This window comes from Rhodoferax ferrireducens, assembly GCF_003347515.1.
Taxonomy (GTDB): domain Bacteria; phylum Pseudomonadota; class Gammaproteobacteria; order Burkholderiales; family Burkholderiaceae_C; genus Rhodoferax.
The window spans coordinates 20,965-45,395 of the sequence record NZ_QEII01000276.1 but is presented as its reverse complement, the minus strand read 5'-3'; the positions used below and the strand labels follow the sequence as shown (position 1 = coordinate 45,395).

At 61.8% G+C, this 24,431-nt stretch carries 22 protein-coding genes and 1 pseudogene; 1 reads left to right on the top strand and 22 read right to left on the bottom strand.

What is annotated here, in order from left to right; genetic code table 11:
* Positions 1–390 precede the first annotated feature (390 nt).
* On the bottom strand, positions 391–1,332 hold the full coding sequence (locus tag C5P05_RS15485; protein WP_114970743.1) for a DNA-binding protein: 942 nt from the start codon (positions 1,330–1,332) through the stop codon (positions 391–393).
* 90 nt (positions 1,333–1,422) lie between these two features.
* Here C5P05_RS15485 and C5P05_RS15480 point away from each other — a divergent pair, with 90 nt between their 5' ends.
* Positions 1,423–2,517, top strand: a complete 1,095-nt coding sequence (locus C5P05_RS15480) for a tyrosine-type recombinase/integrase (RefSeq protein ID WP_232834515.1) — start codon at positions 1,423–1,425, stop codon at positions 2,515–2,517.
* A 110-nt stretch (positions 2,518–2,627) separates the two neighbouring features.
* Here C5P05_RS15480 and C5P05_RS34520 read toward each other — a convergent pair whose 3' ends face one another.
* The 21 genes and pseudogenes from C5P05_RS34520 to C5P05_RS15375 form a co-directional block, all read right to left on the bottom strand.
* Entirely contained in the window at positions 2,628–2,846 is a 219-nt protein-coding gene (locus C5P05_RS34520) for a GDCCVxC domain-containing (seleno)protein (RefSeq protein WP_114970742.1), read from the bottom strand.
* The gene (gene merP / locus C5P05_RS15470; RefSeq protein WP_114970741.1) at positions 2,846–3,127 is read right to left on the bottom strand and encodes a mercury resistance system periplasmic binding protein MerP; all 282 of its coding nucleotides are present in this window, start codon (positions 3,125–3,127) and stop codon (positions 2,846–2,848) included. Before merP ends, C5P05_RS34520 begins: the two co-directional genes overlap by 1 nt.
* Before the next feature lie 15 nt (positions 3,128–3,142).
* The gene (locus C5P05_RS15465) at positions 3,143–3,355 is read right to left on the bottom strand and encodes a mercuric transporter MerT family protein (RefSeq protein WP_114970740.1); all 213 of its coding nucleotides are present in this window, start codon (positions 3,353–3,355) and stop codon (positions 3,143–3,145) included.
* A gap of 21 nt (positions 3,356–3,376) precedes the next feature.
* On the bottom strand, positions 3,377–4,771 hold the full coding sequence (locus C5P05_RS15460) for a bifunctional DedA family/phosphatase PAP2 family protein (protein WP_114970739.1): 1,395 nt from the start codon (positions 4,769–4,771) through the stop codon (positions 3,377–3,379).
* 175 nt (positions 4,772–4,946) lie between these two features.
* Complete coding sequence (locus C5P05_RS34980; RefSeq protein ID WP_114970738.1) at positions 4,947–5,291, bottom strand: DUF2026 family protein; 345 nt, start codon at positions 5,289–5,291, stop codon at positions 4,947–4,949.
* Positions 5,291–5,590 (bottom strand): DUF2026 family protein, encoded by a 300-nt coding sequence (locus tag C5P05_RS34975; protein WP_114970737.1) that lies wholly within the window; start codon positions 5,588–5,590, stop codon positions 5,291–5,293. Before C5P05_RS34975 ends, C5P05_RS34980 begins: the two co-directional genes overlap by 1 nt.
* Positions 5,587–5,904 carry a hypothetical protein gene (locus C5P05_RS15445; protein WP_198674737.1) on the bottom strand — a complete coding sequence of 106 codons (318 nt, stop codon included), beginning with the start codon at positions 5,902–5,904 and terminating at the stop codon, positions 5,587–5,589. The genes C5P05_RS34975 and C5P05_RS15445 overlap by 4 nt, the downstream gene beginning before the upstream one ends.
* A 55-nt stretch (positions 5,905–5,959) precedes the next feature.
* Positions 5,960–6,679 carry a hypothetical protein gene (locus tag C5P05_RS15440; protein ID WP_198674740.1) on the bottom strand — a complete coding sequence of 240 codons (720 nt, stop codon included), beginning with the start codon at positions 6,677–6,679 and terminating at the stop codon, positions 5,960–5,962.
* A gap of 43 nt (positions 6,680–6,722) precedes the next feature.
* Positions 6,723–6,858: pseudogene (locus C5P05_RS34510) on the bottom strand (mercuric transporter MerT family protein); the annotation flags it as partial.
* 626 nt (positions 6,859–7,484) lie between these two features.
* The gene (locus C5P05_RS15430; RefSeq protein ID WP_114970734.1) at positions 7,485–10,619 is read right to left on the bottom strand and encodes an efflux RND transporter permease subunit; all 3,135 of its coding nucleotides are present in this window, start codon (positions 10,617–10,619) and stop codon (positions 7,485–7,487) included.
* A gap of 12 nt (positions 10,620–10,631) precedes the next feature.
* Complete coding sequence (locus C5P05_RS15425) at positions 10,632–12,230, bottom strand: efflux RND transporter periplasmic adaptor subunit (protein WP_114970733.1); 1,599 nt, start codon at positions 12,228–12,230, stop codon at positions 10,632–10,634.
* Entirely contained in the window at positions 12,227–13,438 is a 1,212-nt protein-coding gene (locus C5P05_RS15420; RefSeq protein ID WP_232834519.1) for a TolC family protein, read from the bottom strand. Before C5P05_RS15420 ends, C5P05_RS15425 begins: the two co-directional genes overlap by 4 nt.
* A 257-nt stretch (positions 13,439–13,695) precedes the next feature.
* Positions 13,696–14,841: a hypothetical protein gene (locus C5P05_RS15415; RefSeq protein WP_157979347.1), complete on the bottom strand. Its 1,146-nt coding sequence runs from the start codon at positions 14,839–14,841 to the stop codon at positions 13,696–13,698.
* Positions 14,834–17,329 (bottom strand): ABC transporter permease, encoded by a 2,496-nt coding sequence (locus C5P05_RS15410; protein ID WP_232834513.1) that lies wholly within the window; start codon positions 17,327–17,329, stop codon positions 14,834–14,836. Before C5P05_RS15410 ends, C5P05_RS15415 begins: the two co-directional genes overlap by 8 nt.
* Positions 17,329–18,033, bottom strand: a complete 705-nt coding sequence (locus C5P05_RS15405) for an ABC transporter ATP-binding protein (protein WP_114970729.1) — start codon at positions 18,031–18,033, stop codon at positions 17,329–17,331. Before C5P05_RS15405 ends, C5P05_RS15410 begins: the two co-directional genes overlap by 1 nt.
* 58 nt (positions 18,034–18,091) lie before the next feature.
* A complete protein-coding gene (locus C5P05_RS15400; RefSeq protein WP_232834512.1) occupies positions 18,092–18,877 on the bottom strand; it encodes an outer membrane lipoprotein-sorting protein in 786 nt (261 codons plus the stop codon).
* Positions 18,874–20,769, bottom strand: a complete 1,896-nt coding sequence (gene ftsH / locus C5P05_RS15395) for an ATP-dependent zinc metalloprotease FtsH (protein WP_114970727.1) — start codon at positions 20,767–20,769, stop codon at positions 18,874–18,876. The genes C5P05_RS15400 and ftsH overlap by 4 nt, the downstream gene beginning before the upstream one ends.
* A gap of 7 nt (positions 20,770–20,776) precedes the next feature.
* On the bottom strand, positions 20,777–21,007 hold the full coding sequence (locus C5P05_RS15390; RefSeq protein ID WP_114970726.1) for a hypothetical protein: 231 nt from the start codon (positions 21,005–21,007) through the stop codon (positions 20,777–20,779).
* 17 nt (positions 21,008–21,024) lie between these two features.
* Entirely contained in the window at positions 21,025–23,406 is a 2,382-nt protein-coding gene (locus C5P05_RS15385) for a heavy metal translocating P-type ATPase (RefSeq protein ID WP_114970725.1), read from the bottom strand.
* Positions 23,407–23,468: 62 nt separating this feature from the next.
* Positions 23,469–23,825 (bottom strand): YHS domain-containing protein, encoded by a 357-nt coding sequence (locus C5P05_RS15380; RefSeq protein ID WP_157979346.1) that lies wholly within the window; start codon positions 23,823–23,825, stop codon positions 23,469–23,471.
* Positions 23,826–23,844: 19 nt separating this feature from the next.
* Positions 23,845–24,294, bottom strand: a complete 450-nt coding sequence (locus C5P05_RS15375; RefSeq protein WP_232834511.1) for a hypothetical protein — start codon at positions 24,292–24,294, stop codon at positions 23,845–23,847.
* Between the last annotated feature and the right edge of the window lie 137 nt (positions 24,295–24,431).

Sequence of the window (24,431 nt, the reverse complement as noted above, 5' to 3'; positions counted from 1 at the left end):
CGTCGCCGGCCCACGCCGAGATGTCGACCAGTGCCTCCAGACTTCAAAAGCCAACAACAAGGCAGCTTCGCGGCGAGAGTCGGCTTGCCTTTCGGTAAAGAGCGTGGGCAGCCTATCTGTCACTGGCGAGTCGCGAGAGGGCCGTTTACTGGTTCATTGCTATTCATTGTCATAAAAATGACAATGGGTATTCAAATAGCAATGGATGACAACGGCATTCCCGCCGTTCGGTTTTTTGGAAGCCGCAGTTGCGCGTGCCGACACTAAGCGCTAACGGCGTAATACTTAAAAATAGGGTCGTTACCGCTGCAAAGCGAAGGTAGCCTTTGGCTTCCGTCAATTTCCGCTTTGGGCACAAGGCCCATGCTGGGTCGAACGGATTCGCCATGGCTACGGGGTTCGCTTCGCTGCGGCCGCGCCAGGAGAACGTCGACCGCTTTTGGAGGGTTTGGCGGCTCCGCGTTTCGGTGTGTGCCGCGATTTCAGCATGGCGGCGGCAAGCGCACTGTCTAGCCCTTTCGCCCGCGCTTCAGCGCCCTGCAGCCGTTCCCTCAGCGTGGCAAGCTCGACTTGCCCTTCATGCGCGCGTTCGGTCAGCGCGGCATTCGTCTGTTCTAGCTCTTGCTTCTCGGAGACGTGCTTCTGGTCAGCTTCCTCACGCGTCCGCGCCGAATGCTTCGCCTCCTGGCGAGCACGATCCACCTCTTCCAGGAGGCGGCGTTCGTTGGCTGATGTCCGCTGCTCGGTGCGCTGCCGCTCCTCAGCGAGGGTGCGAAGTTGCACGTCGAATTCGCGCCTGTTCGCGTCACGCTCCTGAACTAGGGTGGCAAGGCTGCGGCGAGCCTGCTCCAACTCGCGGCCCACCTTATCAAGCTGGGCAGCCTGGTCCCGAAGTTGGGACTTGGCCAGTTCCAGCGCCTGTTCCAGGGCGACGCCCCGTTCGGCCAGCGCCGCCTCCCTTTGCAACAGGTTCTGCCGCGCAGACTCCAGTTCCTGGCCCTGCTGAGCAAGCCTGTCGCGCTCGGAGGAAAGTGCGCTATCCGCTTTGGCGCGCGCTGCCGCCACCGCGGCCGCCCAAACGGCATCCAGACTTTGGCGCAAGGCCGTGGGTGCGCCACTATCTGCTGGCTGGGAGCCGGACGCCGCAATCCCGAGCCGTGGTGCGAGTGTGGCAAACCAGCTCTCCAGCATGGGACTGACAGTATTGGGTGAACCCCGGCCGATCTTTTGGCGGACCCTCTCGATGGTCGGCCGAAGGCCTTCCGCGATCAGCGCATCCGCTGCGCCCCACACATCGTCCTGCTGAACACCCCTCGTACTTTTCAATTGCATCGCCCTGCTCCACCGGTTATATTTACCTACGATAAGAGATTGTTATCGTTACTTATTACTATTTCGTGTTATACATCATACATAACATGTATGAAATTTGAAAAATTCGACCGTGCCATGAACATTCGCCTACCTGCCCTCCATAAAGTCCCTGCCCTGCAGGCCACCGAGCTCAGCGATGTGACACAGCGCGCCGTCGAGGATTTGCTGCGCGAAGGTGAATCAGAAAACACCTTGCTCAGCTATCGCAGCGCTTTGCGCTACTGGGCGGCCTGGTATGGCATCCGCTATGGCAGTCAGATCCAGTTGCCGGTGGCCACCCCGTGTGTGCTTCAGTTCATCGTCGACCATGCACAGCGCACCACTGTCAAAGGCCTGGTGTCCGAGCTGCCAGTGGAGATTGATCAAGTCCTGGTCCAGGCCGGCTACAAAGGCAAGCTCGGCGCCATGGCGCACAACACGCTGGTGCACCGGATCGCGGTGTTGTCGAAGGCGCATCAGTTACGGGAACTCAAGAATCCGTGCCGCGACCCCAAGGTCAGGGAATTGCTATCGCGTACGCGTAAGGCCTATGCCAAGCGCGGCGCCCTGCCGCAAAAAAAGGATGCCCTGACCAAAGATCCGCTGCAGGCGATTCTCGCCACCTGCGACGACTCCTTGCGCGGCAAGCGCGATCGCGCCCTGCTGCTCTTTGCCTGGGCCAGCGGCGGGCGCCGGCGCTCGGAAGTGGCGGGCGCGGAGATGCAGTTTCTGAAACGCGTCGGCCCGAGCGACTTCATCTACACCCTCGCCTACTCCAAGACCAATCAGTCCGGGGTGGAGCAGCCGGAAAATGGCAAGCCGGTACTGGGGGCTGCTGGCATGGCACTTCATGATTGGCTGCAGGTCAGTCAAATCACCACGGGTGCGATTTTTAGGCGGATTCGCAAGGGCGGGCATATCGGCGAAGCACTCTCCCCGGCTGCCGTGCGCACGATCGTCAAGGAGCGCTGTGCCCTGGCGGGGATTGAAGGTGATTTCTCGGCCCACTCCCTGCGATCGGGATTTGTGACCGAGGCCGGCCGTCAGAACGTGCCCTTGGCCGAAACCATGGGCATGACCGGGCATCACAGCGTGGCAACCGTGTTGGGCTATTTCCGATCCGAGAGCACTTTAACAAGTCGCGCCGCACGGCTTTATGAATAAGGATGGCTCCCCGCCAAAAATTGCTTAAAGACCCGTTTCGATCAGCTTGAAACACTTCTCGGCTGTCCCCAAACCAGACGGCCAACTCGCAACAAACCGTTTCGGCCTGCTCAGCAGCCACCGCCTTGCTTGCCGTGTTCCTGAATTGGCGGGCACGGCACCGTCCCATACGAGCAGAAGACGCAGCAGTCACCAGGTTTCGGTTGCAGCATCGCGTGGCAATGCTCACACAAATAAAACCATTGACAGGCATCGGTGGGCATGCGTTCCGTTTTGACGTTTCCGCAGAGCGGACAAGTCAGCGTCGAATCGAGAATCACTGAACTCATTACACGTCCTCCTTCAGCGTCGAAGGATAGCCCGCATCCTCGGTGGCTTGCGTCAAGGCATCGACGCTGGTTCTTGAATCGTCAAACGTGACCGTCGGCAGGTGCTTGTCGAAGTTCACTTCGGTCTGACGAACGCCCGAAACCTTGGTGAGCGCTTTCTTCACCGTGATAGGACACAAAGCACAATTCATAGTCGGCGCGGACAGCGTACCGGTCTGAGATGCGGCCCATGCCTGGATCGTCAACAGGGTTCCCAGCATAAAAACGATCAACTTGTTCATGGCATTGTCCTTTCATTAAAAGAGCGATGCAAGATGGGGAAATGCCAGTGCGGCCACGATGCCGAACAGCAGTTCGTAGGCGCGTTTGACTTGTGGCAAATCGCAAACCTCACCCGGACTGCAGTCAATGGCGGAGCGCCAGACACGCCGCCACGTAAAGAGCAACGCAACCGGCGCCACGCCGATGAAGACGGGACGATAGGAGGGTCGGCCGTGATTCCTGAAAATCTCGCAAAAATGAAGCTAACCTCATGATTTAAATGTGTAAATCTTGCCTTGTGTCGAAAACCGATGCGCCCAATAGGTATGTAGCCCGGTGAGGCATAGCGTCAACCATGCGACGCCCTCTGCGGACGCGGCCAGCACGTCGCTCAGGTAATGCACACCCAGGTAGATGCGTGTCAGTGCAACCAGCGCTACCATCGTGATCGCTGAAAGCACGAGCATGACGCGCCAGCGCCAAGCGCTGACTCTTGATACCAGCATTGCAGCAACCACCCCATAAAATAATGTCGCTCCCGCCACGTGACCGCTCGGGAAGCTATATGTCGTCAATAAGAGGAGTGGATTGTCGAAGCTCGGACGGGCACGGTGGAATGCATACTTCATGAAGACGTTCAGCAACATCCCGAGCGGGACCGTGACGCCCAAGCAAAGCAACCAATACCAGTCCTTCTTCCACGCCAAATAGACGGCTATCAGGATCACGGCTGTGGTGACGGGAACGGGATCATGCACGTGCGTAATTGCCAACATCGCCTGAGTCAAGAGCGGCGTGGAATGCGCGTTGAACCATTGCGCAACATGCAAATCGACGATGGTCAGGGGATCGCCGGTCACGACGTCTTCAGCGATCCCGCCGAACAACCAGCTCGCACCCATCAGAATCAACGCACCGATTGTCAACTGCAAGCCAAGATAATTGTGCGGTGACAGTCTGGCCTGAATAAAAGCCAGCTGCGGAGCGAAGCGCAGACGTAGAGCATTCACGCGCGGGCGCCGTAGAAAGTGGTCCCAGGTTTGCTTGATAGAGCTCTCGTGCCGTACTGCCCAGCGCCATAGCCACACCAGCAACAGCACGAAGACCAAGATGCCGCCAAGTATGGCGCTAGCGCGCCCAATCCATCGCTCCGCCGTTTGCCAGCTGGCACCTAAAAAATACCCGAGTAACGTGAAGGTAACCGCCCAAAGTACGGCACCGAGCGCGTTGTAGGGAAAGAACTTCCGATATGGCATTCGGGAAGAGCCGGCCAGGAATGGCACCAGGGCGCGGGCAAATCCGACAAATCGCCCCAGAAATACCGCTCTACTACCGTGCCGCGCAAAAAAGACATCGGCCTTGTCAACGCGCACGTCATTCAGTCCGAAGCGACTGCCATAGTGGACCAATGCCGGACGTCCCATCCGACGCCCCATTTCATAGCCGATGCTGTCCCCTAGGGCCGCCCCAATCGCAACGGTAAGAATTAGCAAATCTAGGTCGAGCAATCCCTGTGCAGCAAAGAAGCCCGCAACCAGTACGAGGCTTTCTCCAGGAATGATCAGTCCCAGAAAAGCGGCTGATTCGAGCGTCGCTCCAAGGAAGATAACCAGGTAACCCCATTGTCCAAGGAGCCCGACCAGATCGATTGAATACTGCAGCATAGACGTCTCGTTATGTTACCGGGGTGAAGGCTTGTCGAAGATGTCTTCAGTAGCTAATCCACCTCACGAAATGGGGGAGCTAAGACTGCCAATGCGCCCAATTTTCCGGGACAACGCACCGATCACAAAGGCCGGCAAATTCCGATCGATCGCCCATCAACTTTATCTGGGGCACTCACCATGCACCGGAGACACCAACACTGCTAAGTTTGATCTTGGTGACTTCCCCAAGATCATTTTGCATGTGCAGCGCCGGGAGGATCGGTTTTGGTGGCTTTCTGTACCAATGCAGGCAGATATTGACTAGATCCGCACTGGCGGGCTTTTCGAGGAATGACCTCCGGAGATCGACGGTCAGCTCAGGGTGGGGCACCAGGAAGAAGTCGCCTTCCTCATGAAGGTGCCCATGACTCAGGGCCATGCTGCTCAAGCGCTTTTGGAACATGCGCCCCGGCGCCGTAAATGGGTGCCCGGAGGATACGCAGATGTCGGGAAATATCGGTGTCATGAAATCGATCACTAGCCATCACATTGAACCCAGGAATGAAACGCCGTATCCGAGCTTTGTGCTTGTCCCTCTGAGACTGTCGCAAAGGACATGGCGTTTCGCTGTTTGCCGTCCACCAGGTAGAAAGCCGCCCCCGCGAGCTGCATGGCGTCCTTCTTGTAGTATTCCCGAAGAATCGCCGCGCCCGCGATGCTGAAGAACATACACGCATGGGTGGTGTGCGCATCGACGCTGTCCAGCACCGATTTGATGACACGGAAGATACGCAAATAGTCCAGAAGTGGAATGACTGGTTGAATCCAAGGCTTCATACGGGCCCTGTTGATTTGGGCGCGGGAAACTCCCCTCCATGTACCTCGGGCTTGAACGCCGCCAGCATGGTCGCCAAAGGCGTGTCGGCAGGCGTCTTCACTCGCAGCCAGGCGCCCAAGGTGTCGCGCAGACAGGGTTCGCACAAATCGACCTCGACCCGATTCCCGTCACCAAAAATCGAGTCATAGCCCGCGTCGAAGCCGATCGACGTCATCTCCTGAAAGCCGACCTCGCCACGCTCGGCTTCTTTGCCGCACCGGTCACACCTGATCTGATGCACCATGCTCACGGTCTCAATGGTTCTGAGTTGCATCGAATTCTCCTTGCAAAATAACTGCTCACATCTTCCACTATCAAGTGGAGGTATCTTAGTATGTTCGCTTCGACCGGCTTGCCTTGGCAGTGCCTGGAGAGGCGGCCTTTACTTGGCGTGCCGACGCCGCTTTGGGTGCGGACAAACTCTCCAGGCGCAGCCTCAAGCCATCCACGTCGCGCTGTAGCTGGTCGCGTTGCCCCCGCAACTCTGCCACACTGCCCCCGAGTTCGCCATTGCGCTGCCGAAGCGTCTCGGCTTGCCGCTGCTTTTCGGTCATCTGTTGGCGATGCAGCTCCGTCTGGTCGGCGGGTATCCGGCGTGCCTGCTCCAGCTCCTTTTGGAGTTTGGTCGAATTTACCCGCTCCCGGTCCACATCGAGCAACACGCGCTTCGTTTTAGCGGCATGACGTTCCTCGGCCGCTGTACCCGCCACGCGCTGTTGTTCCAGCTCATGGGTGAGGCGCTGCTGCGCAGCATTGAATCCCTCCTGAAGCTCACGGCGCTGCGCCACACTGGCCTCCACCTGGCGCTGCAAGGCGGTAACCCCACCCTGGGCCCGGGCGAGATCAGCCTGGGTTTCGGCCAAACGCTGCTCAATCGCTTGCAGTTCCTGCCGTACCCCGTCCAATGCCTGCTCCGTCTCTTGCACCCGTGCAATTGCCGCCTGGTCAATGGCTTCGGTGGCCAGCACTTGCGCGTGGGCTTCCTCGCGAAGTTGCACCAGCGCCTCCTGCGCCGCGGCTTGTGCTCGCTGCCGCAAGGCTCCAACCATCTCGCCGGCCGCCTCGCGCAGCGACTCCGGCAGATCGGGGTGTTCGATAGGGTTCGAGCACCATCAAGTTGCCGATCCATGCGCCAGAAAAGTCGAGCGTGATCAGCACCAGCGGCCCCGGGCAGCAGGTTAGCCGCAACGCCACCTGTGAGCCATGTGCGACGACCATTCTGTGGGATGGGTGTAAACGTTTTGTTCGAGGGAATTTGTGGCAAAAGGTAAGCGTACTTCTGTACATACGGAGTCTAGTGACATGGCATTACCATCAAAAAGTTTCACCATCGGTTTGCAGATCTGCAGCGTATGGAGACTGCATTGGCCGATCTGGCCGAACGTTTCACCGCCGACCGGGGCAAGGTCAGCCGCCCACTGATTGCGTCTTTGCAGGACGCGGTTTGATCAAAGAGGAGCGAAAGTCCGTGCGTGAACCGCTTATTTGGACGCTTCCCAATTGCCAAGGGCTTTCTTGTATTTTGATAAACAAGACAAAGTTACAATTCTAAATTCTATATTCAGTTTTTTTGCAAAACACATATGCTTGCGGGGCCTCGATTGTTTTCGCTGGCTTGCTCCTCATTCCTCTGACCGACTCTTACGTCCTAGCGTATGATTTTTTCGATTTTCTGAGGCAACCCGTTGTGGGCACTTCTGTGCATCTAGCTGCCTGAAATCACTATGGATGCCGTGCTCGAGAGCGCCCTAACTACCACGGTGGAACAACTCGTTGAACTGCTGAATATTGACCCCGCGTTGTTCGGCGCAGACGCACATGGTGATAGAGGCCACGTCGCCTCCCTTTGTTATTTCACCGTTCGAGGCCACGATCGATCCTCCACTTCTTGACTAACGTGTAGATCGCCGGGATGACGGCGAGCGTCAGCACGGTCGAAGAAATCATGCCGCCCACCATCGGCGCGGCAATGCGGCTCATCACTTCCGAGCCGGTTCCTGTCCCCCACATGATGGGCAACAGGCCGGCCATGATCGCCACCACGGTCATCATCTTGGGTCGCACGCGCTCAACCGCGCCTTCCATCACGGCCTCATAGAGGTCACCCACATTGGGCTCTTGACCTCCCGCCCGGCATTTGACCTTGACCGCTTCCCAGGCTGAATCGAGGTAGATCAGCATGATGACGCCGGTCTCGGCCGCCACCCCGGCCAGGGCAATAAACCCGACGGCCACCGCCACCGACAGGTTGTAGTCGAGCAGCCACATCAGCCAGACGCCGCCGACCAGCGCGAACGGCACCGATAGCATGACGATCAGCGTTTCCGTGATGCGCCGGAAATTGAGATACAGCAGCAGGAAGATGGACAGCAGGGTCACCGGGATGACCACCTTCATTTTTTCAATGGCCCGTTCCATGTACTCGAACTGGCCGCTCCAGGTCACGTAATAGCCGGGCGGGAACTTGACTTGCTGGGCTACCGCCTTTTTTGCATCAGCGACATAGCCACCTATGTCGCGGTCGCGGATGTCGACGTAGATGTAGGCCGAGAGCAGCGCATTCTCGGTGCGGATGCCGGGGGCGCCCTTGGCAACCACGACCTTGGCCAGTTGCCCCAACGGGATCATTGCCCCGTCCATGGTGGGGATCAGCACCTCGCGGGCAATCTGCTGCGGGTCGCTTCGCAGCTCGCGCGGGTAGCGCACGGTGACACCATAACGCTCCCGGCCCTCGACGGTGGTGGTGACCATTTCGCCGCCCAGCGCCGTACCGATCACATCCAACAGGTCGCCTACATTGAGCCCGTAGCGTGCCAGCTGCTCGCGGTCCGGTTCGATGTTGAGGTAGAAGCCGCCGGTAATGCGCTCGGCGAAAGCGCTGGTGGTGCCGGGAACGGCTTTGACCACGGCCTCGATTTGTTTGGCCAACTTTTCCATCTCGCCCAGGTCCTTGCCGAAGACCTTGATGCCGATCGGCGTGCGAATACCGGTGGACAGCATGTCGATGCGGGCCTTGATCGGCATCGTCCAGGCGTTGGCGACGCCGGGGAATTGCAGCGCCTTGTCCAGTTCAGCAATCAGCTTGTCGATGGTCAGGCCGGCGCGCCATTCGGACTCGGGTTTGAGGTTGATCACGGTCTCGAACATCTCGGTTGGCGCCGGATCGGTCGCGGTGTTGGCGCGCCCGGCCTTGCCGTAGACCGAGGCCACTTCAGGAAAGCTCTTGATGATCTTGTCCTGCGTCTGCAGCAACTCAGCCGCCTTGGTGATCGACATACCAGGCAGGGAAGCTGGCATGTAGAGCAGTGAGCCCTCGTTGAGCGTCGGCATGAACTCGGAGCCGAGCTGGGAGGCCGGGTAGACCGAGACACCCAAGGCCACCAAGGCGAGAAGTATGGTCATCTTTTTCCAGCGCATCACCCCGGTGATGATCGGTCGGTAGACCCAGATCAGGAAGCGGTTCACCGGATTTTTGGCCTCCGGCATGATCTTGCCGCGGATAAACAGCATCATCAGCACCGGCACCAAGGTGATCGACAGCAGCGCAGCGCCGGCCATGGAGAAGGTCTTGGTGTAGGCCAGTGGCGAGAACAGCCGCCCTTCCTGGCCTTCCAGGCTAAAGACCGGCAGGAAAGAAACCGTGATGATGAGCAGCGAGAAGAACAGCGCCGGTCCGACTTCCTTGCACGCGGCCAGCATGGCATCAAAGCGATCACTGTTCGAATGCCCCTCGGGCAAACGCTCCAGATGCTTGTGCGCGTTTTCGATCATGACGATAGCCGCATCGATCATGGCGCCGATGGCGATGGCAATACCGCCCAGGCTCATCAGATTGGAGTTCATGCCCAGCGTTCGCATAGCGATAAAGGAGATGAGTACACCCACCGGCAGCATCAGGATAGCGACCAGCGCGCTACGTACGTGCATCAGGAAGACGATGCAGACCAGCGCGACGATGATCGCTTCCTCCAGCAAGGTGCGCTTGAGGGTGTCAATGGCGCGGTGAATCAACTCGGACCGGTCGTAGACCGTTTGCACCGTCACCCCCTCGGGCAGGCCGGGGCCGATTTCAGCGATCTTGGCCTTCACGTTATGGATCACTTCCAGGGCGTTCTGACCATAGCGGGCCATGGCGATGCCCGACACTACTTCGCCTTCGCCATTGAGTTCGGTCAGGCCGCGGCGTTCATCTGGCGTGAGCTCCACCCGCGCGATGTCGCGGATCAGCACCGGGGTGCCCTTGTCGCTCTTGACGACCAGCATTTCGATGTCGCTCTTGCCGCGCAGGTAGCCCTTGCCGCGCACCATGTACTCGGTCTCAGCCATCTCGACGACGCGGCCCCCGACATCGCGGTTGGAATCGCGAATCACCTGGGCCACCTTCATCAGCGGAATGCTGTAGGCGCGCAACTTGACCGGATCGACTGTCACCTGGTAGGTCTGCACGAAGCCGCCGATGGAGGCCACTTCGGCCACACCATGCGCCTTGGTCAGTTGATAGCGCACATACCAGTCCTGAATGGAACGTAGTTCGGCCAGCGTTTTGTCCTTGGCCAGCAGCGCGTACTGGTAGACCCAGCCGACACCGGTTGCGTCCGGGCCGATCTGCGGCGTCACGCCCTTGGGCATGCGCCCTGACGCAAAGTTGAGGTACTCCAGCACCCGCGAACGGGCCCAGTAGATGTCGGTGCCATCCTCAAAGATGATGTAGACGAAGGACGCGCCGAAGAATGAGAACCCGCGCACCACCTTGGATTTCGGCACTGACAGCATGGCAGTTGTCAGCGGGTAGGTGACCTGATCCTCCACCACCTGTGGCGCCTGGCCGGGGTACTCGGTGTAGACGATGACCTGCACATCCGAGAGGTCGGGCAAGGCATCGATTGGCGTGCGCAGAACGGCGAAGACGCCCCAGACAACGATGAACAGGGTAGCGAGCAGGACGAGGAAGCGGTTTCTTCCCGACCATTCAATTATTTTGGACAGCATCGGTTCTGCCGGTCAGTGACCGGTGGCGTGAGGGCTTGCCGCCAGCGGTTTGACACGGGTGATGACCCACTCGTCCGGCTGACGTTCGACGAACTCGATGGCAACTTTGGCGCCCGGCTTCAAGTCCTTCAGCAGCGACTCATTGGCGGCCTTGAACTCCATGGTCATGGCCGGCCACTTGAGGCTGGCGACCGGGCCGTGATTGAGACGGAGGGTGCCGGCTTGCACGTCAATGCTGCCCACCGTTCCTTCGGCCTGATGACCTGATCCTTTGACGGCTGGCGGGCTCTGCTCTGCCTTGTCCCCCGCTTTGGGTGCCGCACCGTGGGCCGAGTGGCCGAAACTGCCGACCGCCGCCTTGAGATTGCTTTCGGCATCGATCAGGAAGTTGGCGGCTACCACCACCTGCTCGCCATCCTTCACCCCTTCAAGGACCTCCACATAGTCGTCGCTCCTGGCCCCGATCTTGACTTCGCGCGGCTCAAAACGGCCTTCCCCTTGTTGGATCAGGACAATCTGGCGCGTGCCGCTATCGATGACCGCGGACACCGGCACGGTGACCACTTTGCCCTTGGTGGACGTCGACAGTTCTACCTGAGCGAACATGGCCGGTTTAAGTAGCAGGCCGGGGTTGGCGAGCTCCACGCGCACCGCAACGGTTCGCGTCTCGGCTTTGAGGGTCGGATAGATGTAGGTCACCGGGCCCTCGAACACCTTGTCCGGGTAGGCGTTGATTTTGACCTTGGCCTTGGCACCGGATTTGACCAGGCCAATGTCCTGCTCGAAGACCTCGGCCACGACCCACACGGCGGACAAATCCGCGATTTGGTAGAGCGCCTCGCCGGGCATGAAACGCATGCCCTGCACGGCCTTTTTCTCAATCACAATGCCGGCCACCGGGGAGCGAAAGGTCAGGGTCCGCTTTGCCTCACCGGATTTCACCAGCGCCTTGACCTGTTCTTCTGAAACATCCCAGTTCTTGAGGCGTTGCAGGCTGGACTCGGCCAACTGCTTCATGCCCGCCTGGGCCTGACCACCCGCCTCCTGGAGCGCTTCGACGCCTTGCGCCGCAATCGCGTATTCGCGCTGGGCGGACAACAGTTCCGGGCTGTAGACCTCGAACAGGGGCTGGCCCCGGCCGACGGGCTGGCCGGTGACATTCACATGCAGGCGTTCGACATAACCCTCGAACTTGGGGGTGATGGAGAAAAGACGGCGCTCATCGGGCTCGATCCGACCGGCAGCGCGCACTGTTCGGTCCAGCGTGCGCAACTGGGCGGACTCGGTGCGGACCCCGAGTTTCTGAACCTTGTCGGTGCTGATCCTGATCTGGTTGGCAGCGGTGGGATCGTTATCCTCCTCCCCGGTGTAGACCGCAATATAGTCCATGCCCATCGGGTCTTTTTTCGGAACAGGCGAGGTGTCGGGCAGGCCCATCGGGTTGCGGTAATAAAGAAGTTTTCTCTCCTTTTTTTCGGTGGCACCGGCCACAAGCGCTGCAGCGCCTTGAGGCTGCGATGCGGCGCCCCTGTTGCCTACCCAGTAGCCACCCCCAGCGGCGAGCACCGCCAGCGCGATGACGCCAATGGCAATTCCAGTTGCCTGTTTCATAAATCTTCTCCCAATAGCTTTTCGATTTCGGCGAGGCGAATTTGCGCCTCAAACTGGGCCTTGATCTGATTTTGTTTCGCCTGGCGGATTTGCCGCTGGGCGTCGAGCAGGGTGGCGAAATCCACCTTGCCGGCCTCATAACCGGCCAGGGCGGAACTGAACGTCAGTTCGCCCTGAGGCAGCAGGCTGCTCGTTGCCAGTATCCCGGTCCCTCTGGCCGCCTCGATACCGGCCAGATTCTCCGACAGTTCGGCGAGGACCTGGTTGGCAGCGGCCTCCTTGCGCGACCGGGCGGCCGACAGCATGGCCTCAGCTTCACGTTCCTGCGCGCGTCGTGAGGATTGCTGCAAGGGGATATTGAGTTCGACCATTAGCTCCCATTCCTTGACAGCGCTTTGGTACTGAATGGGAGATAGGCCGACGGTGAAATCAGGATAACGATTCTTGTAGGTCAGGTCCCGGCTTTTCTCGGCGGCCTTGATGCGGGATTCTTCCGCAAAGAGCACAGGGTTGCGCGACCGCACCCGTTCTTCCAGCGTCGCGTAGTCGAGTTGGGCTGGCGCCGGCACGGTGCGCAGTCTTTCCGGTTCCGCCAGTGGCGCAGACGCGGGTCGCGCCAACAAGGCATTCAGACGCGCATTGACCTGCCGACTTTCGCTTGCCAAAACCAACAGCTCGTTATTCATGTTGGTCTGTTCAATCTGCGCCCGGATGACGTCCTGCTGGGCGGCCAGACCGCCAGCGTAGCGCCCCTGTGCGACTTTCTCCAGGCGAATGACCAGATCGAGAATTTCCTGCGTCAATTTTTCATTGCGGTGGAGGTAATAGCGTTGGGCGTGGGCGGTCTTGATCTTCGCGGCCAGTTCAGACCAGGTTCCCATGGCCTTGCCTTGGGTGCCTTCGGCTTCGAACGCCGCGATGTCCCGCCTCAAGTCGCGCTTGCCGAACCAGGGAATGTCCTGCATCAGCAAATAGCGGGTGCTGCCGACCTCGCTGGGCGAAAGGGTCGGGTCCTGCGCCCCCGTTTTGGTGATGTCGCGCAATTCGGTGCGGAATTTTGGATCGGGCAAAGCGCCGGCTGGCGTCACACGCTCGGCCGCAGCCTGCGCCTCGTAGCGCATGCTGGCGTATTCGGGATTTCTCTCCTTGGCGATAGCCAGCAACGTTTGCACATCCGCGCCCGGTAGTGTTTCCTGGGCTTGCGCCATGAAGCACCATATGCTGGCAATGGCCGCGAACAAGCGGCCCCAGGGGCTCTGGAATATTTTCATGGATTCTTTCCTGAGGTTTAGTGTCGGGCAAAAAGAAAAGGGCTATCGTTCATCTGGACGCGCAAGACGGCAAACCGGATGGAATGACCGCAGTTTGCACGCCTGCTCCCGACGAATAACTGACCTGCAAATTACATTTTTGTCATTTTCAGCTTGCCGACCTTGTGCCGTGTCGCGCAGGAGCACCCGCGACGTCAAAAAAATTGCTGCAGAGTCACATAGGCCACGCTCGGCAGGCGCGCATACTCGCTGCCGGTCGCGCCGCTGAACCATTGCAGTCCAAACGAGAGGTCCAGATTGGTCTGGATCGAGTAGCTAATGCCTGGGGCAACGTAACGGCTGTGGTCGGCCAGGTTGAGAACGACATCGGTGCTCAGCTTGACCAATGGCGTGAGCGCATAGCCCGCGCGGACGCCGAGATAGCGCTGCGCCAGCGTTTGCCGGCTGCCGCTTGCCAAGGCGGAGAAGTTATAGGCGACAGGACTGCCCGCACCGCTGCCATCTCGGTAGAACTCAGCGCTCAGGGTCAACGTGTTGGCAAAGGCATAGTCGATGCCAAACAAGGTGCGGTTGAATGCTTCGCCGTTACGTGGCCGAACCCGGGTCATTTCGGCGCGCACGCCCGCAAGACCGATTTGCCCGGCGAGGTCGAGCCCAATGACCCGGTCACCATGAAATCGGCCGGCTGTCACGGAAAAATCGATGCCGCGGGCGTGGTCATGCCACTGCAACGCATGGCTATCCTCACCCGCCAGTCGGCTCGGAGCGTATACGGCCGCCACGCGCGCGACCGGCCCGAATCTGTGCTCAAGCAGGACGGCGTCCACGCCGGGCCGCTCCTCGCGCTCCAACGTCGTTGGACTCACAGGATTGAGCAAGTCGAGCGGACTCCAGAAGCGGCCCGTACCCCAGGCAATGCGCTGTCGGCCCAGGCGCAGATCGGTATCGCCGAATGCAAGCTGAAACTGGGCACGGTACAGGCGGTGCACACCATACAGCGCGGGTCGATCAACATAGCTGCCCTGAGCGGACCAGTACTGAGAGGACGGCAAGTCCTTTTGCTGCTGGAACTGCGCGGTTCGCAGGTAACTGCCAATCAGTGCCTCATTGTCATACTGGACATTGAAGCTCATGGCGGGGCTGAGTTTGCCCTTCAGCTCCAGGCGCAAGCGGTTGAGATCGAGCTCGTAGCGCTCGCCGGTCCAGGTCTCGGAGCGCAGCAACAGGTTCTTGTAGTAGCCCGACACACGCAGGGCCGGATCGTCCTGCGCCAAGGCCGAAGCAGCACATCCCGCCAGCGCCAGGATGAAAACGTCCGTAAGACGTGGCAGCCTAGACATGGCGGATCGCGCGCACCGGGTCGAGGCGAGCCGCACGTGTGGCGGGATACAGCGAGACCAGGACACTGGCGACGAACAGCACCAGCGCCGGCACGCCGATGTGACCGACGACCACTTTCGGGTGCACGATCCCGGTGAGGCCGGGAATGGCGGAATAGCCGCGGAAGAATCCCGACAGGTCGATGCCCTGACGCCCGAAGTACGCGACCAGCGCGACGCCGACGCCGTAACCGATGAACGATGCGAGCAGCATCAGCACCAGCGTCTCGTATACCACCATGCGCTGGATCGCGGCCGGCGGGGTGCCCAGCGCCATCATCACGCCGAACTCGCGCGTGCGCTCGGTCACCGCCATGAACACGGTGTTCATGATCGCCATCGCGATGACGATGAAGGCGACGACCAGCATGATGTTGCTGAAGACACGGACCAGCCGGACCATATCCTCGACCTGCGGCAGCAGCGTTTGCCAGGGCTCGAAGGACAAGCCCGACAGCGCAACGCGGCGGCGCAGTTCGGGAAGGCCATCGGCCAGCGTGGCGCGGTCGCGCAGGCGCAGGTTGATCGTCGAGATGCGCGAACCGAGGGCGAGGAGCGACTGCGCGGCCGGCAGCGTGACGAAGGCCATACTGCCGTCGAAGGAGCCGCTCTCGGTGGCGAAGATGCCGCCGATGCGGTAGGCCGCGGTGCCGAGTTCGCCGTTGGCGGCCTGTGCCATGACGACCACCTTCTCGCCCAGGCGCACGCCCAGGCGCTCGGCCAGTTTGCGGCCGATCAGGATGTCGCGATCGGCCCCGCCGGCCAGCGGCTTGCCTTCGACGAGGGTGCGATGGATGAAGGTGACCTCGCGCTCGGCCTCGGGAACGATGCCGATTAACAGGATGCCTTCGGATTTCGCCGCGCTGCTGGCCAGCGCCTGCACCTGCACGCGCGGCGCGGCGGCCGCGACTTCGGGGACCGAGCGCAACTGCAGCAACTGGGCCTCGGTGCTCTCGAAGGCCAGCTCGGGGGCGTAATCCTGCCGGAACCCGGCCCGCTCCAGTTGCACATGGCCGGTGACGTAGCGCGTCGAGTTTTCGATCAGGTCTTCGCTGAAACCGTCGAAGTAGCCGAACAGGAAAACGAAGGCAATGATCCCGAACGCCGTTCCTCCGGCGGTGATGGCCGTACGGCGCCGGTTGCGCAGGATGTTGCGCCCAGCGATCAGCATGAACACCGGCCAGCGCCGCCCACCCGAACGCGTGCCATGGCTGCGCGCCCGTGGTGAGTCGGCCAGGCCGCGGATGGCGACCACCGGCTCGAGCAGCGCCGCCTTGGCGGCGGGATAGAGCCCCGTCACGCACGCGATGGCGAAGACGAGCAACGAGACCATCGCGCTGCGCTCGAACCGGATCACAGGGTAGACCACGTCCTCGAGCCCGGGCATCGTTCGAACGGCGGCGCCGAACATGCTGAGATCGATGCCGCGCTGCGCGAAGAATCCTGCGATGGCCAGTCCGAGCAGGTTGCCGGCCACGAGGCCGAGCCCGCCGAGCATCATCGCTTCGATCAGCACCAGGCCGAGCAGCCGCGCGCGGCCCGTGCCCAGCGCCAGCATGATGCCGAACTCGCGGGTGCGTTCGATCACCGCCATCAGGATGGGGTTGGCGACCGCCGCGGTCACGATGCCGAAGAACACCGCGAGCACGACCCAGGCCATCACCTCGTGAAACCGGGTGCTCACGGCGACCAGCGGCAGCAGTCTCGGCCAGCCGAGTGCTTCGTAGCGTGGCCCGAGGCCTTGCGACAGGCGGACTTGCGTCGCATTGAGCTGGTCGCGGTCTCGTAAGCGCAGCGCGACCGCGCTCGCGCCCTCGGGGGCGACGAAGAATTCGCGCACAACGGCCAGCGGCAGCACCGCGATGCGGCCATCGAGCTCATCAATGCGGGTGCGGAAGATGCCGAGCACGGGAAATCGCCCACTGGCGATGGAGCCGTCGTAGGCCTGGCCCACCAGCAGCAGCTCATCGCCCACCGCCAAGCCCAGGGCCTGCGCAAGCTGCTCGCCGATCAGGGCGCCGGGCTTGCTGTCGATCAAGGCCTGGCCGCTGACCACCGCGCTGAACAGCGCACTCACGCGAGCCTCGTTGCCCGGGTCAACACCCACCAGCATGATGCCGCGCGACTTGTCGTCGCGGCTGGCCAGGGCCTTGCCCTCCAGACGCACCGCTGCGGCTTCGACGTTCTGATCGGCGCGCGCCGCAGTGAGCACGGGCTGGACTTCGGCCATCGTCAGGTCGAGCGTCGGGTCGTCGTGGTAACCCTTCAGGTGCACCTGCACGTCGCCGGCCAGGAAGCGCGTGCTGTTTTGGATCATCTGGCGGTTCTGGCCGTCGATGAAGGCCCAGATGAAGGTCAGGGCGGCCAGGCCAACGGCGATCGACAGGACCGTGATGGCCGAGCGCCTGCGGTTGCGCAGCACGTTACGCCAGGCAAGCTTGGCAAGCATCACGCGGGCTTCCGTTCGTCCGACTCGATGCGCCCGTCGCGAAGGCGAATGACGCGGCGGGCGCGTTCGACCACCATCGGGTCGTGGGTCGAGAAGACGAAGGTCACGCCCTTGTCCTCGTTCAGCCGCCGCATCAGGTCCATCAGCGCCGCGCCGGCCTTCGAGTCCAGGTTCGCGGTCGGTTCGTCCGGCAGCACGATGACCGGCTCGGCCGCGATCGCGCGCGCCACCGCGACGCGTTGCTGCTGGCCGCCCGACAGCTCGGCCGGGCGTCGGTGCTCCAGGCCCTGCAGGCCCAGTTCCTTCAGCAGATCCATCGAGCGTGCGTGCCGCTCGGCCTCCGGCTTGCCTTGCAGCAGCATCACGAACTCGACGTTTTCCAGCGCCGACAGCACCGGGATCAGGTTGAACTCCTGGAACACGAAGCCGATCTTGCGTAGGCGCATCTCGGACAACTCGCCCTTGCTCATCCGGCCGGTCTCGGTGCCGGCAATCCAGATGCGGCCCGTGGTCGGTGAATCGAGGCCGCCGATCAGGTTCAGCAGCGTCGTCTTGCCGGAGCCCGACGGGCCGACGAGGACGGCGAAGTCGCCGCGGTGAATCTCGAGATCGATGCCGTCCAGCGCGCGCACGGCCTGACTGTCCTGCTGGTACACGCGGGTGACCTGCTCAAGCCTGACGACAATCTCAGCGGCGTCGCTCACTGGGTAACTTCCGTGCTTCGCACTGCGGTGCGAGCCCTTACGGGCGGCCGGGCGGGGCTCATGGCTTCTGCAGATTCCGCTGGGTGAAGATCGCCTCATCGACCGGGCGGTCGAAAATGGCGTCCTTGAGCACGATCGTCGTTACATTGCCCGGCTTGGCCACCGGCAGCATCTCCCAGCGTGTGGGCAGCACGCGTCCGCCGAGGCTGCGCACGTCGAAGAAACTCATCACCCGCACCAGTTCGCCCCGCTCACTGAAGTACTCCTGCTTGATCGGCATGAAATCGTGCTTGCGCACGAGGTAAAGCACGCGGCCCCAGACGACGGCGGCGTCCGGCTTCGGCGCGGCTTCGACCTGGTACGTGTCCTGGCCGTCGACCGCCGTCGCGCCGACGACCTTGTGCGTGTAGTCGTCCAGGATGCTGCTCTCCTTGACCAGGTCGTCATTGGTGAAGTCCGAACCCATCCACGGCTGCAGCATCATCGAGGGCGGGATCTTGATCACGCGCTCCACGCTGGGCAGGTAATTCCACATCTCGCTGCCGATGCGCAGCGATCCGATGCCGGCTTCCTTGGCCGGCGACAGGATGCGCACGAAGGAACGCCGGGGCCGCTCCATCCAGACCCGCAGCGCCAGCGTGCGTTGCCAGCGTGGCGTGGTGATGCTCATCTCGTACTCGCCCTGGACGGTGCTGCCCCAGAGCAGGCGCTCCACCCGCTCAAGAATCTCGCGGCCGCCGGGTTCCTGCGCACGGGCCGCCGATGCGCCCTCCAGGAGCCCGGCCGCGATGCCGGCCCGAGCCAGCGATCGGCCGCAGATCGTCAGCATCGTGCGGCGCTTCATGCGGCCACCGTCGGGGCGCTTGCGTCGGTGGCCGGACCTGGGGCAGCGGCACGCAGCAGTTCGTCCAGCATGCGGCGATCCACCACCTCATTCTCCAGCAGCACGCCGGCCAGCACATCCAGCGTCGCGCGACGCGCCGTCAGGGTTGCGCTGACGCGGGCGCGCGATTCATCGAGCAGGCGGCGAACTTCGGTGTCGATCACCTCGGCAGTACGTTCGCTGCAATTGCGCTGCTCGGGCAGGGCCGGGCCGTCCAGATACAACGGGGTGCGCTGGGTGTCGTAGGTCGCCAGTCCGAGCGTCTCACTCATGCCGTAGTGCGTGACCATGTGGCGCGCCATATCGGTGGCGCGCTGCAAATCGTTTTCGGCGCCGGTCGACACATCATCGAACACCAGTTGCTCGGCCACGCGGCCGGCGAGCAACACGTCCAGGCGATCGAGCAACTCGCTCTTGCGCAGCAGATAGCGGTCCTCGGTGGGCAGTTGCTGGGTATAGCCGAGCGCGGCAATGCCACGCGGGATGATCGAGATCTTCGACACCTTGTCGGCGTGCTCGCGAAATTCGGCCACCAACGCGTGCCCGGCCTCGTGGAAGGCGACAAAGCGACGCTCCATCGGATTCATCACCCGGTTCTTCTTCTCCAGGCCGGCAACGATGCGGTCGAGCGCTTCCTCGAAGTCCTGCATGTCCACCGCGTTCTTGCCGCGCTTGGCGGCGCGCAGTGTGGCTTCGTTCACCAGGTTCGCCAGGTCTGCGCCGGCGAAGCCGGGGGTTCGCGCCGCAACCGAATTCAGGTCCACTTCGGGCGCCAGCGTGACGTTCTTGGCGTGCACGTCGAGGATCTGCCGGCGGCCCTTGAGGTCGGGCTTGTCGATGGTGACGTGGCGGTCGAAGCGTCCGGCCCGCAGCAGGGCCGGATCGAGGATTTCCGGCCGGTTGGTGGCCGCCATGATGATGACGCCCCGGTTGGTGTCAAAGCCGTCCATCTGAACCAGTAGCTGGTTGAGCGTCTGCTCGCGCTCGTCGTTGCCACCACCCAGCGCGCTGATGCCGCGCGCCTTGCCCAGGGCATCGAGCTCGTCGATGAAGACGATGCAAGGTGCCTTCGCCGCCGCCTGCTCGAACAGGTCGCGCACGCGGGCCGCACCGACCCCGACGAACATCTCGACGAACTCGGACCCGCTGAGGGACAGGAAGGGCACACCGGCTTCGCCGGCCACCGCCTTGGCGAGCAGGGTCTTGCCGGTGCCGGGGGCGCCGACGATCAGCACACCTTTCGGAATCTTGCCGCCCAGACGCTTGTAGCGCTCCGGATGCTGGAGGAACTCCACCACCTCCATCAACTCTTCCTTGGCCTCGTCAATGCCGGCCACATCCTTGAAGGTCACGCCAGTTTCCTGCTGCATGAAGACACGCGCCTTGCTCTTGCCGATTTCGAGCATGCCGCCCTGCATGCCACCGCCCATGCGCTTCATCACGAAGAACCAGATGCCGACGAAGATCAGGGTCGGGGCGACCCAAGAGATGAGCAGTCCCAGCCACTTGCTTTCGAGGACACCGGCGTAGCGGACCTTGGACGCATCCAGCTGGGCAATCAGACCCGGGTCGTTGAGCAGAACGGTCACAAAGCGGTGCTCACCGCCTTGTTTTTTGAGACTTTCGACGACTGCCACCGGGAGGATTGCCTCCAGCCCATCCGCCTTCAGCCGCCCGGTGGCCACACCTTCCTTGAGGACAACGTCGTCGATCTGGCCCGCCGCCAGCGCCTGCTTGAACTCGCTGTAGCTCAGGTTCTGCGTGTGGCTGACGCCGATGAACTCCTGCAGGCTCACCAGCACGATGACGACCAGCACCACGTACCACAGCGAAAAAATCTGCTTCTTGTCCATTTTGTAATCAATTGTTTGTATTTTTTTTCCTGGCCGCGCGATTGCTGCGTTCGTCGAGCCAAAGTTCAATGGCTCCCCAAACGAGCGTGGCAGGGCAAACCAGCAGAAGCCCTGCCAGCAGCCCGCCCCAGAAGGTGAAGCCGAAAATCATCAGCACGACCGCCGCCAGCAGGATGCTCAGGATCGGACACAACCAGAGCCAGCGATCGACGAAACGTGTTTTGAGAAAGCCGTGCATGGTGCTGCCCTGCAGTGTTACCTCTGATCGAGCTTGACGCGCTTGAGCAGGGCCGAGTTAACGATGACCGACAAGGACGACAGTGCCATCGCCGCTGCGGCAATGATCGGGTTGAGAAACCCCAGCGCGGCAATCGGCACGCCGACGCCGTTGTAAATGAAAGCCCAGAACAGGTTTTGCTTGATGGTGCGCATGGTGGCACGCGATAGCCGGATGCCGGCCACGACGTCGCGCACATCACTGCGCACCAGGATGATGCCCCCGGTTTCCTTGGCCACGTCGGAACCGGAGCCGATGGCGATACCGATGTCGGCGGTAGCCAGGGCCGGCGCGTCGTTGACACCATCGCCAACCATCGCCACAACCCGGCCTTGCGCCTGCAGGTCTTTGATGGTTTTGGCCTTGTCGGAAGGCAGCACATCGGCAATGACGCGGTCGATGCCCAGCAGGCGGCCAATGGCGGCGGCGGTGCGCTGGTTGTCGCCGGTCAGCATCACCACCTGTATCTTCTCGGCCCGCAGCGCTGCAACGGCCTCTTTCGCCTCCGGCTTGACCGTGTCGGCGACGGCGATCACGGCCACCAAACGCGCACCGCTGGCCAGCAGCATGGCGGTCTTGCCATCGGCCTCCAGGCGTTCCATTTCGGGCTGCACTTGAGCGATGTCCACTCCTTCGCGCTGCATCAATCGGCGGTTGCCCAGCAGCACCGGCTCGCCATCGACGCGGCCTTGCACCCCATGACCCGGCACCGAATCAAAACCCTCGACCGGGGTGATCGCCACACCCTCCTCGCGCGCACCGCGCACGATGGCTTCGGCCAAGGGGTGTTCCGATCCGGTCTCCAAACTCGCGGCCAGTCGCAAGGCCTGCTGCTTCGTCCACCCCTCCTGCACCAGCACATCGGTGATGTTGGGCTCACCGCGCGTGAGCGTGCCGGTCTTGTCGAACACCACAGTGTCGAGCTTCTGCGCCTTCTCCAGGATGTCGCCACCCCGGATCAGGATGCCCGCCTGCGCACCACGCCCGACGCCGACCATGAGCGCAGCGGGCGTTGCGATGCCGAGTGCACAGGGGCAGGCGATGATCAGCACTGCGATGAAGGCCAGCAACCCTTGCGGGAAATTTCCGGTCAACCACCAGCCGGCAAACGCGAGGATGGCCGTGCCGATGATGGCCGGGACGAAGTAGCGCGTCACCTCGTCGGCGATGCGCTGGATCGGCGCACTGCTGGCCTGGGCATCCTCCACCATCTTGATGATCTGCGCCAGCGCGGTGTCAGCGCCCACGCGCGTGGCCTGGAAGCGAAACGCGCCGGTGCGGTTCAAGGTGCCACCGATAACCTTGGCGCCCACTTGCTTTTCCACGGGCATCGACTCGCCGGTGAGCATCGATTCATCGACTGCCGAGGCTCCCTCCAGCACCATGCCGTCGGTGGCGATACGCTGGCCGGGGCGCACCACGACCGTCTCGCCGACCATCACGCTCTCGGCGGGGACCTCCATCTCGATTCCGTCGCGCACCACCTGGGCGGTGGCGGGCTTCAAGTCAAGCAGTTTGCGCACCGCCGCCGAGGAATGCTTCTTGATGATCTCCTCCATGTACTTGCCCAGCAGCACGAAGGCAATGATGACCGCCGAGACCTCAAAGTACACGTCGCGCTCGTCGATCTTCACCGGCAGCACCGACGGAAAGAACAGCACCGCGACGCTGTACAAATAGGCCACGGTGGTGCCCAGGGCAATCAGCAAGTCCATGTTGATCGCGCGGTTGCGAATAGCGTTCCAGCTTCCGACATAGAAGCTCCAGCCGCCGATGAACTGCACCGGCGTGACCAGCAGAAACAGCCACATGCCCCAGGTGAACCATGGCAGGGCCGGGATCGGCACCCAGGTGATGATGGTGGCACCCGTGGCCAGCGCAATGAACGCACCGGCGCGCATGATCGCCAGCGCCAGCACTCCGGTCAGCGCAATGGTGACACGCATGCGCATCGACTTCAGTTCCTGCTCCGGCGATTCGAAGGTGCGCTGGCAGCCGACGCTGCAGAAGTAGAAGCTGCGCCCACCGCGGTCGGCGCGCAGGGCGGTCGCCTTGTCGACCACCATGCCGCAGATCGGGTCTTTGGCCTGGCCCTGCTCGCCGCGGCGTAGCGCGGTCTGCATCGGCATGCCGTGATCCGGCGCCGCCGGGGCCGGGGGCTGCGCACCCGCCGCGCCAATGTACTTCTTGGGATCGGTCTCGAACTGGTGTTGGCAATGGGTGGAACAAAACAGGTACAGCTTGCCGTCGTACTCCATGCGGGCCGCTGCTTTATCGGCCTGGACGGTCATCCCGCAAACCGGATCGACCGCCGACGTGGGGGTAGCAAAGCTGGTGCTGGTGTTGCTCACAGTGTTCATGGTCTTGTACTTTTCAGTTCTGGGGTTGGTCGAGTTGGTGGCACGGCTGCCGGTGCAGTGCCTCAACAGCACCCGCCGTGATGCCGATGCCGTGCGGCTTGGTCTTCGTCTTTCGGCACAGTAGCGTATTGGTCCGGCGCGGCCTCGAACCGGTCACGGTTCTCACGCGATTCGAAATAGTAGGCGCGGCCCTGGTAAACCGTCGCCACCGCAGAAGTCGGATCGACCGGGCGTCGGCTGACCGGATCAGTAGTCGACGCGGACTCGACGGCCGTGTCCGAGTCTGGTTGACGGTCAAGGCTATGCTGCGGACGAATGCGTCGGGAACCGAAACCACAGCCCATGCCGCTGAAGCGCAGGAACAGGATGACGCCCACGAGTACGAGCAGGTTAATCCAGTTTTGTTGCAGCCATTCCACGTGTTTCTCCTCGTGTGAATCAGAGTTGCCAGCGAAAAGTCCGGGGAGCGGATTCGCCCGGCCGTTCGATCCTGAGTTCGATCGCACTTGGCCGCGGCGCCGGGACATCGAATGCCAGCACACCTTCACGATGGTGTCCACCGGGGGCCGCGCCGACCCAGCTCACCGGTTTTAGCGTGCGAGCGTCGTCGGTCGTCAAGGTAGCGCTTTGAGTCAGGTCGTCGCTCAGGTCGGCACTGTGCGTGTCAAGCACGACGGCGAATTCCCACCGACTGTCGGGTGCCCCGATCGCCTTCGGTGTCACCTTGATAGTCACCCCCTGATCACTCGACGACTGGGTGGCGGTCGCTTCAGGGCTGGCCTGGGCCATCGCCACCAATGGCGCTGTCGCCAGCACGAGCCCGGCGAAAGCAACCCAGCCTGCGAACAACCAGCGCCTACTCATCATGTATTTTTTTCTGTAAACCATGGTCTTCTCCTGTGAAAAAACTTCTGCCACGACTCAGCCCGCAGCGCACGCGCTCGGGACAGCTGCGAGTGCGGAGAACAACCTGTTAGCGTGCCCCGCCTGCGCACCGGATATGTCCGAAAAACGACCATACACCC